This window comes from Caulobacter sp. GW821-FHT11E11 (assembly GCF_058808315.1).
Genome location: NZ_JBXARO010000004.1, coordinates 214,575 through 226,822, shown reverse-complemented (window position 1 = coordinate 226,822; position 12,248 = coordinate 214,575). Strand labels below are relative to the sequence as shown.

11 protein-coding genes and 1 pseudogene are annotated in these 12,248 nt (G+C 67.6%); 7 read left to right on the top strand and 5 right to left on the bottom strand.

The features are described from left to right. Positions 1-104 precede the first annotated feature (104 nt). Positions 105-200: pseudogene (locus AC1RR5_RS11365) on the bottom strand (SMR family transporter); the annotation flags it as partial. 363 nt (positions 201-563) lie between these two features. Here AC1RR5_RS11365 and AC1RR5_RS11360 point away from each other — a divergent pair. Then, a complete protein-coding gene (locus AC1RR5_RS11360) occupies positions 564-1,145 on the top strand; it encodes a peptidoglycan recognition protein family protein (protein WP_492921629.1) in 582 nt (193 codons plus the stop codon). Positions 1,146-1,161: 16 nt separating this feature from the next. Here the strand turns inward: AC1RR5_RS11360 and AC1RR5_RS11355 are convergent, their stop codons facing one another. Beyond that, a complete protein-coding gene (locus tag AC1RR5_RS11355; RefSeq protein ID WP_492921627.1) occupies positions 1,162-3,210 on the bottom strand; it encodes a 2Fe-2S iron-sulfur cluster-binding protein in 2,049 nt (682 codons plus the stop codon). Between the two features lie 27 nt (positions 3,211-3,237). Then, positions 3,238-3,849 carry a glutathione S-transferase family protein gene (locus AC1RR5_RS11350; RefSeq protein WP_492921625.1) on the bottom strand — a complete coding sequence of 204 codons (612 nt, stop codon included), beginning with the start codon at positions 3,847-3,849 and terminating at the stop codon, positions 3,238-3,240. A gap of 244 nt (positions 3,850-4,093) precedes the next feature. Between AC1RR5_RS11350 and AC1RR5_RS11345 the strand changes: the two genes are divergently transcribed. Beyond that, on the top strand, positions 4,094-4,381 hold the full coding sequence (locus AC1RR5_RS11345) for a hypothetical protein (protein ID WP_492921623.1): 288 nt from the start codon (positions 4,094-4,096) through the stop codon (positions 4,379-4,381). A 4-nt stretch (positions 4,382-4,385) separates the two neighbouring features. Here the strand turns inward: AC1RR5_RS11345 and AC1RR5_RS11340 are convergent, their stop codons facing one another. Together AC1RR5_RS11340 and AC1RR5_RS11335 are read right to left on the bottom strand one after the other, a co-directional pair. After that, on the bottom strand, positions 4,386-5,282 hold the full coding sequence (locus tag AC1RR5_RS11340; RefSeq protein WP_492921622.1) for a LysR family transcriptional regulator: 897 nt from the start codon (positions 5,280-5,282) through the stop codon (positions 4,386-4,388). Positions 5,283-5,315: 33 nt separating this feature from the next. After that, a complete protein-coding gene (locus AC1RR5_RS11335; RefSeq protein WP_492921621.1) occupies positions 5,316-6,287 on the bottom strand; it encodes an alpha/beta fold hydrolase in 972 nt (323 codons plus the stop codon). Positions 6,288-6,614: 327 nt separating this feature from the next. Here AC1RR5_RS11335 and kduI point away from each other — a divergent pair, with 327 nt between their 5' ends. The 5 genes from kduI to AC1RR5_RS11310 all read left to right on the top strand — a co-directional run bounded on the left by kduI (position 6,615) and on the right by AC1RR5_RS11310 (position 12,162). Beyond that, the gene (gene kduI / locus AC1RR5_RS11330; protein ID WP_492922092.1) at positions 6,615-7,463 is read left to right on the top strand and encodes a 5-dehydro-4-deoxy-D-glucuronate isomerase; all 849 of its coding nucleotides are present in this window, start codon (positions 6,615-6,617) and stop codon (positions 7,461-7,463) included. Between the two features lie 12 nt (positions 7,464-7,475). Then, the gene (locus AC1RR5_RS11325; protein WP_492921620.1) at positions 7,476-8,780 is read left to right on the top strand and encodes an MFS transporter; all 1,305 of its coding nucleotides are present in this window, start codon (positions 7,476-7,478) and stop codon (positions 8,778-8,780) included. Further along, positions 8,777-10,000 carry a glycoside hydrolase family 88/105 protein gene (locus AC1RR5_RS11320; RefSeq protein WP_492921618.1) on the top strand — a complete coding sequence of 408 codons (1,224 nt, stop codon included), beginning with the start codon at positions 8,777-8,779 and terminating at the stop codon, positions 9,998-10,000. The genes AC1RR5_RS11325 and AC1RR5_RS11320 overlap by 4 nt, the downstream gene beginning before the upstream one ends. Before the next feature lie 9 nt (positions 10,001-10,009). Continuing rightward, entirely contained in the window at positions 10,010-11,260 is a 1,251-nt protein-coding gene (locus AC1RR5_RS11315) for a DUF2264 domain-containing protein (RefSeq protein ID WP_492921617.1), read from the top strand. A gap of 110 nt (positions 11,261-11,370) precedes the next feature. Beyond that, positions 11,371-12,162, top strand: coding sequence for an IclR family transcriptional regulator (locus AC1RR5_RS11310; protein ID WP_492921616.1), 792 nt, complete (start codon positions 11,371-11,373; stop codon positions 12,160-12,162). The last annotated feature ends 86 nt before the right edge of the window (positions 12,163-12,248 follow it).

Here is a 12,248-nt window from a genome sequence, read left to right as displayed (position 1 = left end):
TCGGCCCCGTCGTTGTGTGGTTCGCACCCGGCGGGCCGCGGCGGCTCGGTCAGCGGACACCATCAAGTGCCAGGCGGGGGTGGAAAACAAACGCCCGCATCGTCGGCGATGGCCGCGATCAGGACAACACCCGCGCCAGACCAGATCGCATAAGCCACGCCAGTCGAGATGGTGCGCAGCGTCAACGAGACGAAATAGAAGGGGCGACGTGGCTTCTACACCCAGTGGGAAGTGGAAAGCTACCTACCTGATCGCGCGGCAGGTCATGGAGCAACAACCTGTCGTTATCTTTCGGCTGCAAACAACCGTGAGCTTGCCTGAGCGCTAAGGCATAGTTTAGCTATGGCGCAGGGAGCTCGCGGCGTTGCCGTGAATCGCTCCCCGAGGCCGTGAGTAGGCGTGCTTATCCAGTCAAGCGTTTGGACTTGTCGCGGTCGTCGCAACGATCGGCGAAGCCGCCTGATGTCCTGCTCGTAGGACTTGAGGACGCGTCAGGGGCGCGGTGGGCTTGGCCGACGATTGGCGGCGCCGTTTTCCGGCAGCATCAGATCGTGGGGACCATCATGCAGATCAACGAAGCTTATTTGGAACTGAAGATCATTCAGGATTTCGTGCCCGTGGGGGCCAGCAATCGTCCGGCCAAGGCGATGACCGCGGCCTCGATCACGATCCACAACACCGACAACACCTCGCCGGGCGCCGACGCTGCGGCGCACGCGCGCTACATGAAGGGCGCCGACGCTCAGAGCCGCAAGGTGTCCTGGCACTACACGGTCGACGACGCCTTCGTGTACCAGAGCCTACCAACCAATGAGAACTCCTGGCATTCGGGCACACCCGCGGGAAACAACACCAGCATCGCCATCGAGATCTGCATGAACCCGGAACTGGATGTTCCGCGGACCTATGATCGCGCAGCCTTGCTGACGGCGGTGATCGCGCGACGCACGGGCATCCAGGTGCCGGCCGGCATCTTCCAGCACAACCATTGGTCGGGGAAGAACTGTCCGGTCATCTTGCGCTCCCAGGCTAATGGCTGGAGCAATTTTCTGACCCTGGTCAAGGCCAAGTACGATGCGCTGACCGAGGTGGAGGCCGCCTTGATCAGCTTCCCGGCGGACCACGACGACCATCACCACGCCTGACAGATCTGCCAGGGAGTCAGAGCGACAGCTGCAGCGCTTCGCCGTCTGCGGCGGGGATGGCGCAGCAGATCAGGGCTTCGTCGTCCTCGACCGTGGCGGTGGGTGGTTTCAGGTACGAGACTGCGCCTTGCAGGACCTTGGTCCTGCATGAGCCGCAGGTCCCAGACCGGCAGGTGAACGCGGGTTGCAGGCCGCGCGCCTCGGCCAGGTCGAGCAAGCTGCCCGAGCCGGGCTCCCAACGGGCCTCCTTGGCGGACTCCATGAAGAAGACCGGCTTCGAGGTCGTCGCCGGCGGTGGTCCGGCCTTCACCGGGACGGCGCCGACGTCGGGCTTTCGGTCCAGGGAGGCTGGACCGAAAGTCTCGGCGTGGATGCGCTGGTCGGCGATGTTCAGGCCGCGCAGGCCGTCATAGACCGCCTGCATGAAGGCCGGCGGGCCGCACAGGTAGAAGTCGTAGTCGTCGAACGGCAGCTCGGCGCGCAGGGCGTCCATGTCGAGGCGGCCCAGCAGGTCGTAGTCGTCCGGATCCGCGCCGTCGGTGTCGCTGAGGATCCGTCGCAGGTGGAACGCGCCCTGGCTGGCCTCGACCAGGGCTGAGAGCTCTTTGTCGAAGGCCCGCTCGGCTCGGGTTCGGGCAGCCTGGAAGATCCAGGTCGGGCGGATGCCGCGCGTGCGGAAGCCTTCGAATAGCAGATGTCGGACCATGGCGATCATCGGCGTGATACCGACGCCGGCCGCGAGCAGTACGGCGGGGCGCTTCTGCTTGGCGTCGATCGTGAAGTCGCCGGCCGGGGCGCGGGCCTCGATCAGGTCGCCCTCGCGGACATGGTCGTGCAGGTATTGCGAGATCGCGCCGTCGCGCCTCACGGTGATCCGGTAGAACGGATCCGACGGCGCGACCGACAGGGTGTAGGTGCGGATCGCGGGCCGCTCGGCGCCGGGTAGCTGGACGCGGATCAGCAGGTGCTGGCCGGCCAGGTGCGGGATGGCTGCGACGCCATCGGCGGGCTCCAGTTCGAACGAGCGGATCGTCGTGCTCTCGTCGGTGATGTTCCGAACCCGGAACGGTCGCCACTGGTTGGCCAGTTCGGCGGCCTTCAGGCGGGCCGCCGTCTCGTTCCAGTCGCCGGTGATCAGGGCGTTGGGCGAGGCGCCGTTCGCGCGGTCGATCCAGCGGACGGGCAGGGCGCCGCGCCGGCGAACTATGCGGGTCGGACGCACGCGCCACAGCCGCTCGGCCCCCTGGAAGGCGGCGATTTCGGGCGAGTCCAGCACGACCTCGGCCGCGCCGGTCAGCTGCAGCAGGTCGCCGGTGGCGAAGTCGACGTACACCAGGCCCGCCTTGCCGTTCAGGCGGATGTTGCCCAGCGTGTTGAAGAACAGGTTGCCGGCGAAGTCGGGGATGGTCAGGACGCCGTCCTCGCCGATCCGCACGAAGCCGGGCTTGCCGCCCCGGTGCGAGACGTCGACCTGTCGGCCGTTCTCGTCGCTGTAGGAGGCCACGAAGAAGGCGTCGGCCGCGCCGATCAGCCGGCGAGCATCGGCGTCCAGGACGTCGAAGGTCTCGACCGCGCCGGCATAGGGCGCGGCCGGGTCGGCGACGACGGCGAAGTCGCGCAGCTGGATATATTGCGGGCAGTTGCCGAAGCTCTGGCCGACGACCACGTCGAAGCCGCTGGCGGTGCGGCGCACGGTCCCGTTCATGCGGTTGCGGCGACGGGTGTGGAGCTCGATGCCCAGCAGGCCGACGGGGGCGCCGTCCTCCATGCCCGCATCGGCGGGATCGCTGGGCTGGCGCACGGCCTGGATCGCCAGGGTGTGGATGTCGGGCGAAGAGATGAAGCCCGGCTGGCCGGCGACGATCGTGGCCCAAGGCGCGCCGGCCGGATCGACGCTGCCGACGACCAGGAACGGCAGCTGCGGGAAGAACTCCCGATGCTGGCCCAGCAGGAAGTCTCGGATCACGCGCCGGCCGATGCCGTCCATCTTGGCGTCGACGCCGACAGCGCGTTGCATCTCGACCTCGCCGCGATGCCAGGGAGAGGGCTTTTCGATCGTAGTCATGGCGCTCTCCCTGGCGATGCGGCGGCGTTACGCGGCCAAGCCGACCGGCGTGCGGGCGAAGGGGACGAAGCCGGGCAGGGCCTCGACGCGAGCCAGCCATTGGCGGACGGCCGGATAGGGCGCGAGGTCGACATTTCCCTCGGGCGCGCGGGCCGTATAGCTGTAGAGGGCGACGTCGGCGATGGTCGGGCGGCCGGCGACCAGCCAGTCCTGCTGGGTCAGCAGGTCTTCCAGGAGCTTCAGCAGGGCGTCGCCCCGGCCGATGACTTCCTCGGTGTTGAACTTGGCGCCAAACACGGTGACCAGGCGGGCGGCGGCCGAGCCGTAGGCCAACTGGCCGGCGGCGACCGACAGCCAGCGTTGCACCTGGGCGGCGTGGACGACGTCTTCCGGCAGCCAGTCGGTCTTGCCGTACTTCCGGGCCAGATAGACCATGATGCCGTTCGAGTCCGAGATGACCACGTCACCGTCCTCGAGCACCGGCACCTGGCCGAACGGATTCAGTTTCAGGAAGGCCGGCGACTTATGCGCGCCCGAGGCCAGGTCGACCTCGACCAGTTCGACGTCGGCGCCGATCAGCGACAGGAACAGCTGGGCGCGGTGCGCGTGGCCCGACAGCGGGTGATAGTGGAGACGCATCGTCGTGTCCTTTTGGGAGTCGGCGGCTGGACACGGCGTCCATCCGATGTCCGAAATCTACCGGCTGCCCGGTCTCGCTGAAGCCGCGATGGGGTAAAGGCACTGTTCCGCGCAGTGAAATGGTCGGCGGTCTCGCGCAGTCGAGTTGCGATTGGCGGAACAATCCATTCCGCCGGATCCGCGTTCTGACGATCCCGCGTGAGGCCCATACCCATCCCATCGGCCAACCCCGCCGGAGAGGATGATGACCCCCACCGCTTTGAACCCGAGACTGGCCTTGCAGGTCCGGCTGGCCCTGTTCCCGACGGACCCGGAGGTCGCCCGCGAAGCCTCGCGCGCCGGCCTGACCGGGGCCGAGATCGACGCCGTCCGCGAAGGGCGCTGCTTCGACGTCCAGGCCCAGGCGGCGATCGCGCTGGCCCTGACGATCAGGGCCGGTGGCGCGACGGACGCCGCGCGCCGTCAGGCCGAGCGGTTCGGGCTGTGCATCAGTGACCTGGCGGCCGTCGCCGCCCTGGCGCGGGAGGGCTGAGCCGTCAGTTGATCAGGCGGTCGGCCCGCAGCCGGGCGGCGGCGAAGTCGATGAAGGTGCGGACCTTGGCCGGCGCCTGCCGCCCCTCGGGGTGGACGATGTGGATCGGCAATGAGTGCTCTTCATAGGCCGACAGCACGGTCTGCAGCTCGCCCGACACCAGGGCCGGGGCGACCTGGTACGACAGCACCCGCGTCAGCCCGAACCCGGCCGCCGCCGCCTGCAGGGCCGCGTCGTTGGTGTTGCAGAACAGGCGCGGATAGACGTGGACGATGGTCTTCTGGTCCTGGCCGAAGCGCCATTCCGTCGAGGCCCAGGCGCTGGTCGTCGAGATCACCGCGTGGTTGGCCAGGTCGGCTGGCGTGGCCGGGGCGCCGTGCTTCTCGAAATAGGCAGGGGCGCCACAGACGACCCGGCGCACCGAGCCGACCCGCAGGGCGCTGAAGCCGGAATTGGACAGGTTGCCGATGCGCACCGCCACGTCGACGCCCTCGTCGACGATATTGACCATGCGATCGACGAACAGAGTGCGGACGCTGACCTGCGGGTGCTCAGCCAGATAGTCCATGATGATCGGCAGGATATAGCGGTGGCCGAAGATCACCGGGGCGGTGATCGTCAGCACGCCGCTGGGGCGGGCGAAGCTGCCGGCGGCGCTGGCCTCGGCCTCGGCCAGGTCGGCCAGGATCCGCGTGCAGTCCTCGAAGAACCGCGCTCCGGCCTCGGTCAGAGTGACCGAGCGGGTGGTGCGGATCAGGAGGCGCGCGCCGATGGTCTCCTCCAGCGCCGCCACCGCTCGGGTGACTGCCGGCGGGCTCATGTGGAGGTGTCGCGCGGCTTCGGCGAAACCCTTGGTCTCGGCCACCTTCACAAACACTCTCATCGCCTGCCAGCGATCCATGACGCCCGCCCCCTTGTGCAGTCTCCCTTATAGTCAGCGGGCGACCTTGCGATCCAGGAAGTCGCGGATCAGCGGCGCGATCTCGTCCAGCTTGTCCTCCAGGGCGAAGTGGCCGGTGTCGAGCAGGTGGATCTCGGCGTCGGGCAGATCGCGCTTGTAGGGCAGGGCGCCTTCGGCGGGGAAGATCTGGTCGTTCTTGCCCCACACCACCAGGGTCGGCGGCTTGCGCTCGCGGAAGAACGCCTGGAATTGCGGGTAAAGCGGCACGTTGGTGCGGTAGTCGTAGAAGAGGTCCAGCTGGATGTCCCTGTTGCCGGGGCGGTCCAGCAGGGCCTGGTCGTGGGTCCAGTTGTCGGGACTGATCCGGCTGACGTCCTTCACGCCGTCCGTGTACTGGAACTTGGTGGTGTCCAGGGTCAGGACGCCCGCGAGCGCCGCGCGATGGGCGGCCGAGCCGTCGGCCCAGTACGCCTTGATGGGGTTCCAGAACTCGCGCAGGCCTTCTTCATAGGCGTTGCCGTTCTGGACGATCAGGCCGCTGACCCGCTCGGGGTGCTTGATGGCCAGGCGGTAGCCGACCGGGGCGCCGTAATCCATCACGTAGAGGGCGTAGCGCTCGGCCTTCAGCTGGGTCAGCAGCGTGTCGGTCATGTCGGCGAAATGGCCGAAGCTGTATTCGAACTTCGCATGGTCCGGTGCGTCGCTCTGGCCAAAGCCCGGATAGTCCGGCGCGATCACATGATAGCGGTCGGCCAGCAGCGGGATCAGGTTGCGGAACATGTGCGACGAGGTCGGGAAGCCGTGCAGCAGCACGACCACCGGCGCGTTGGCGGGGCCGGCCTCGCGGTAGAACATCTTCACGCCGTCGATGGTGGCGGAGCGGTAGTGGACCACCGGCGGGGCCAGGCGCTCAACGGCGCCCGGCGCTTTGGGCGCGGCGATCGCGGGAGCCAGCGGGGTCAGGCTGGCGGTGGCCAGCAGCAACGGAACGAGCAGGCGCTTCATGTCGGATCTCCTCTGAGCGAGGCCGGCCCGTCACGCGTGGTCGCCTCATGACGAGGAAGATATTGCTACGTCCGATTTATTTAATCGGCGCTGAGTGGAAGGGATTATTCCGATTTGTGCAACGCCACGTCCGTTCCGCTTTTGTGTGTCAAAGTGTGAAAGTCCGTGACGGAAATCGCACTTTCTGGCGCTTGGATCGCGTCCGTTCCGATTTGTGGACTTGCGTTCCGAATATAGTTTTGTCAGATGAAATTATCGGGCGGACTTTTGTACGCCGCCCCGCCGCGGCGACCACGCCGCGGCATGTTGGGGTGGGGCTTGGGTTTGATCTACGACAAAGTCTTCTACGCCACCCATCCGGACATGATGGCGGGGGCCAGCAATCAGGATCTGCGCGAGCGGTACCTGATCGACAAGCTGTTCGCTCCCGGCGCGCTGACCCTGAACTATCTGCACCAGGAGCGTCTGGTGATCGGCGGCGCGGCGCCGCTGGACCAGCCGCTGGACCTGCCTATCCAGACCGAGCCGCCGTCGCACGCCGGCACGCCGTTCCTGGCGGCGCGCGAGATGGGCGTCGTCAATGTCGGGGAGGGCGCTGGCCGCATCGTCGTGGATGGCCAGGTGTTCCCGCTGGCGCCGCTGGACGCGCTCTACATCACACGCGGCGCCGTCGAGGTGCGCTTCGAGAGCGATGATCCGGAAAGCCCCGCTCGCTTCTACCTGGCCTCGACCCCGGCCCATGCCGCCTTCGAGACCAAGGCCTTGTCGACCGCCGCCGCCATCCCGCTGGAGCGCGGCACGCAAGACACGGCCAATCACCGCATCATCTACCAGATGGTCATTCCGGGGGTCTGCGCCTCGGCTCAGCTGCTGATGGGCCTGACCATCCTGCGCTCGGGCAGCGTCTGGAACACCATGCCGCCGCACGTGCACGACCGCCGCTCGGAGGCCTATTTCTACTTCCGCCTGCCGGAGAGCGAGCGGGTGCTGCACTTCATGGGCCAGGCCGACGAGCTGCGCACCCTGGTCGTGGCCAATGAGGAGGCGGTGATCTGCCCGCCCTGGTCGGTGCACATGGGGGTCGGCGCCCATGCCTACGCCTTCATCTGGGCGATGGGCGGCGAGAACCTCGACTACGAGGACATGACGCCCATCGACCTCTGTCAGCTGCGATAGGGAGTCAGATCGATGAGCTCTTCGGAAAAGCTGGGTTCCCGCTATCGCTGGCTGATCTGCGCGCTGCTGTTCCTGGCCATCGGCATCAACTACATCGACCGGCAGATGATCGGCATCCTCAAGCCGACCCTGCAGCATGACCTGGGCTGGACCGAGGTCTCGTACGCCAACATCGTCTTCTGGTTCCAGCTGGCCTACGCCATCGGCTTCGTCACCTTCGGACGGGCGATCGACCTGCTGGGCGTGCGCATCGGCTATGCGGTGGCCTTCGTGGTCTGGACCGTGGCCAGCATCGCCCACGGCTTTGCCCATACGGTCACCCAGTTCGCCGTCGCTCGCTTCACGCTGGGCCTGGGCGAGTCCGGCGCCTTCCCCGCCAGCCTGAAGGCGGTCTCGGAGTGGTTCCCGCAGAAGGAGCGCGCCCAGGCGGTTGGCCTGTTCAACGCCGGCACGGCGCTGGGCCCTATCGTCACCCCGCTGCTGGTGCCGGCCGTGACCCTGGCGTTCGGCTGGCGCGCGGCGTTCATCGCCACCGGCCTGATCACCCTGCTGTGGCTGGTGGCCTGGCTGCTGCTCTATCGCTCGCCCGAACGCCATCCCAAGGTCTCGGCCAGTGAGCTGGCCTATATCCAGGACGGCCGCGTGGACGAGCCGGCCGCCGACCGCACGCCCTGGCGGCGCCTGCTGCAACGGCGCGAGGCCTGGGCCTATGCCGTCGGCAAGTTCCTGACCGATCCGGTCTGGTGGCTCTATCTCTTCTGGCTGCCCGACTTCCTGCACAAGCGGCATGGCCTGGACTTGAAGTCGTTTGGCCCCCCGCTGATCGCCATCTACCTGGTCGCCGACGCCGGCTCGATCCTGGGCGGCTGGCTGTCGTCGCGGCAGATGAAGGCGGGGCGCTCGGCCAATGCGGCGCGCAAGTGGACCCTGCTGGGCTGCGCGCTGGCCGTCACGCCGATCGTCTCGGTGCAGTTTGTCGACAACCTGTGGGGCGCGGTGGCGATCATCGCCCTGGCGGCGGCCGCGCACCAGGCGTGGTCGGCCAATCTGATGACCCTGCCGTCGGACCTCTTCCCCCGCCAGACCGTCGCCTCGGTGATCGGCCTGGGCGGCGCGGCCGGCGCGATCGGCGGCATGCTGATGACCACCTTCAACGGCCGGGTGCTCGAGGCGCTGGGCTCGTACCAGCCGATCTTCATGGTCGCCGGCGGGGCCTATCTGGTCGCCCTGCTGCTGATCCACCTGCTGACGCCGAGGCTCCGTCCGGTATGGGCCGAGGACCTGACAACACGAACCGGAGAGGAAACCGCCCGATGAAGGTCATCGCTGGACTCACGCTGGGCCTGGCCGCCCTGAGCGCCCTGCCCATGGCCGCCTCGGCCCAGGCGCCTGCGGCTCAGGTCGCGCCCGCCACCTCCAAGCAAGGCGTCGAGACGCCCTGGCGCCGCGCCGACGTCATGCGCTTGGCCGAGACGGTCGCCGACTACCAGCTGGCCACCATGGCCGCCGGCTACATCCCGCCGGAAGCCTCACGCGACACCGCCGACCCGGCCGGCTGGGTGCAGGGCGCGCTGTTCGTCGGCCTGCGCGACCTGGCCGACCGCTCGGACAATCCGGCCTATCGCCAGGCGATCCTGGCGCGGGGCGCGGCCAACAAGTGGGCGCTCGGCCGGCGCTTCTATCACGCCGACGAGCACGTGATCGGCCAGTCCTATCTGTGGGCCGCCAAGCACGGGGCCGGCGACGCGGCGATCGGCCCGCTGCGCCAGCGCTTCGACGCCATCCTGGCCTATCCGCCCAAGGTCGGCCTGGAGCACGCCGAATATACCGACCCGCGCGGCGTCGACTGCGACCAGCGCTGGTGCTGGAGCGACGCCCTGTTCATGGCCCCGGCCGCGTGGTTCGAGCTTTCGGCCGTGACCGGCGATCCCAAGTACGCCGCCTATGCCCGCAAGGAGTTCGCGGCCACCACCGACTTCCTCTACGACAAGGACGAGCACCTCTATTATCGGGACTCGCGGTTCTTCACCCGCCGTGGCCCGGACGGCGAGAAGGTGTTCTGGAGCCGGGGCGACGGCTGGGTCGTGGCCGGCCTCGCTCGCGTCATCCCGATGCTGCCGCCGGGCGATCCCGGCCGCGTGCGCATGGAGACCGTCTTCAAGGAGATGGCCGCCAAGCTGAAGACCATCCAGAAGCCCGACGGCTACTGGTCGCCCTCGCTGCTGGCCAACCCGGCGAAATCGCTGCCGGAGTCGAGCGGCACGGCCTTCTTCACCTACGGCCTGGCCTGGGGCGTGAAGACCGGCCTGCTGGACCGCGCGACCTACGAGCCGACGGTCCGCAAGGGCTGGGGCGCCCTGACCCGCGCGGTGCATCCGGACGGCAAGTTCGGCTGGGTGCAGCCGATCGGCGATCGGCCCGAAAGCGTCAGCTACGAAGACACCCAGTTCTACGGCGTCGGGGCCTTCCTGCTGGCCGCGACGGCGATGGCGGATCTCGACCTCAAGGCGCCCGCAGCGTCCAAGCAAGCTCGATAGGGGGCAGTCATGCACAAGCGCGATTTCATGAAGGCGGCCCTGGTTGGCGCCGCAACCCTAAGCGCCGGCGCGGCCAACGCCGCCAAGCCGGCGGCGGCTCTCGACGACCGCGCCTACATGGCCGGCCTGCTGGAGAAGATCGCCAGCCCGGTCCTCTCGGCGATGTCGAAGGGCGAGCTGAAGAAGGTCTTTCCGCTGGAGGTCAGCCCCACCTGGGACGGCCGCGACCGCAACGTCGCCTATCTGGAGTGCTTCGGCCGCCTGATCTCGGGCGTGTCGCCGTGGCTGGCCTTGCCGCAGGACGACACCGCCGAGGGCAAGGTGCGCAAGCGCCTCGCCGACCAGGCGGTGCAAGCCTACGTCCACTCGGTGGATTCCAAGAGCCCCGACTATCTGGCCTGGGGCGGCACGGGCCAGGCCCTGGTCGACTCGTCCTACTACACCCAGGCCCTGCTGCGCGCGCCCAAGACCCTGTGGGACCCGCTGGACGCCACGACCAAGAAACGCATCGTCGCCGAGATCAAGGGCCTGCGCCGGGCCAATCCTCCGATCACGAACTGGCTGCTGTTCGCGGCCATGAACGAAGCCTTCCTGATGCAGATCGGCGAGGAATATGACCCGATGCGCATGAGCCTGGCCGTGCGCGCGATCAACGACTGGTACGTCGGCGACGGCTGGATCAAGGACGGCGAGCACTTCCACTTCGACTACTACAACTCGTTCGTCATGCACCCGATGATGATCCAGGTGCTGGAGATCATGGAGGCCAACAAGGCCCCGTTCTGGAAGGACGACCTGACCAAGTGGCGCGAGCTGGCCGTCAGGCGCGCCCAACGCTATTGCGAACATCTGGAGCGCCTGGTCTCGCCCGAGGGGACCTTCCCGCCGTTCGGCCGGTCGCTGACCTATCGCACCGCCGCGTTCCAGCCGCTGGCCTTCATGGCCAAGCGCAAGCAGCTGTCGTCGAAGCTCTCGGAAGGCCAGGTGCGGGCCGCCCTGACCGCCGTGCACAAGGCGGTGTTCAGCCGGGACAGCAACTTCACCAAGGACGGCTTCCTGACGATCGGCTTCGTCGGCGCCAATCCGGCCCTGGGCGACTGGTATTCAAACAACGGCAGCATGTACATCACGAGCGAGGGTTTCCTGGCGCTGGGCCTGCCGGCGACCGACAGCTTCTGGACCGCCCCGGCCCAGCCCTGGACCCAGAAGCTCGCGTTCGCGGGACAGCCGTTCCAGAAAGACTACGCGGTCGACTACTGAGGAAAAGGCTTCCGACACCGGTGTCAGGCTTGTATTGCCTTTCAGGAGGCGTATCACTATTCGGTACGGCTGGAGGCAATGTCGCCACCGGCCCTGCGTGAACGAGCGATATGAAGGACACCGCGGCGACGGATATGGAAGAGGTCGCCTCGGCGCGGGCCAATGCCGGCGCCCAGACCCTCTTCAAGGGACTCGAGGTTCTCAGCCGGGTGGCCAAGGGCGACACCACGCTGGGCAAGATGGCCAAGTCGCTGGACCTCAACAAGACGACGGTGCACCGCCTGGCCTCGACCCTGGTCGAGGCCGGCTTCCTGTCGTTCTCGAGCCGCGAGGGCTACGCCCTGGGCACCAAGCTGCTCGAACTGGGCTACGCGGCGTCGCAGCAGATCACCCTGACCCGCGTCAGTCACGATCACCTGCGGCAGCTGTCGGTCGACACCGGCGACACCGTGAACCTGGGCGTGCTGGAGCGCGACCAGGTCCACTATATCGACAAGATCCCTGGCACCCGCCGCATCGAGGTGCGCTGCGTGATCGGCGAGCGTCAGCCTCTGCGTCACACCGGCCTGGGCAAGGCCCTGCTGATGGACGAGAGCGAAGAGGTCCTGCGCGAGGTGTTCCTGCGCGAGGCTGCGACCTTCCCGCGCTATCGCTACGACCTGCGCCAGTGGCTGGACATCATGGCGCGCTATCGCAGCCTGGGCTACGCGCTGGATCTGGACGAGAACGAGGACCACATCCGCTGCGTGGCCGCGCCGATCCGCGACATGGGCGGCAAGATCATCGCCGCCGTCTCGGTTTCGTCGATCGCCCAGTACATGGACGACGCCCGCATCGAAACGGTCGCGGACTACGTCAAGGAAACCACCCAGAAGATCAGCGCCGAGTTCGGCTACCGCTGACCTCCGGCCTGTTTCGACCTACCAGCACGCGCGCGGGCGACCGCGCGCGTGTTTTCGTATGTCAAATGCTCTGAGGTCTGATGTTG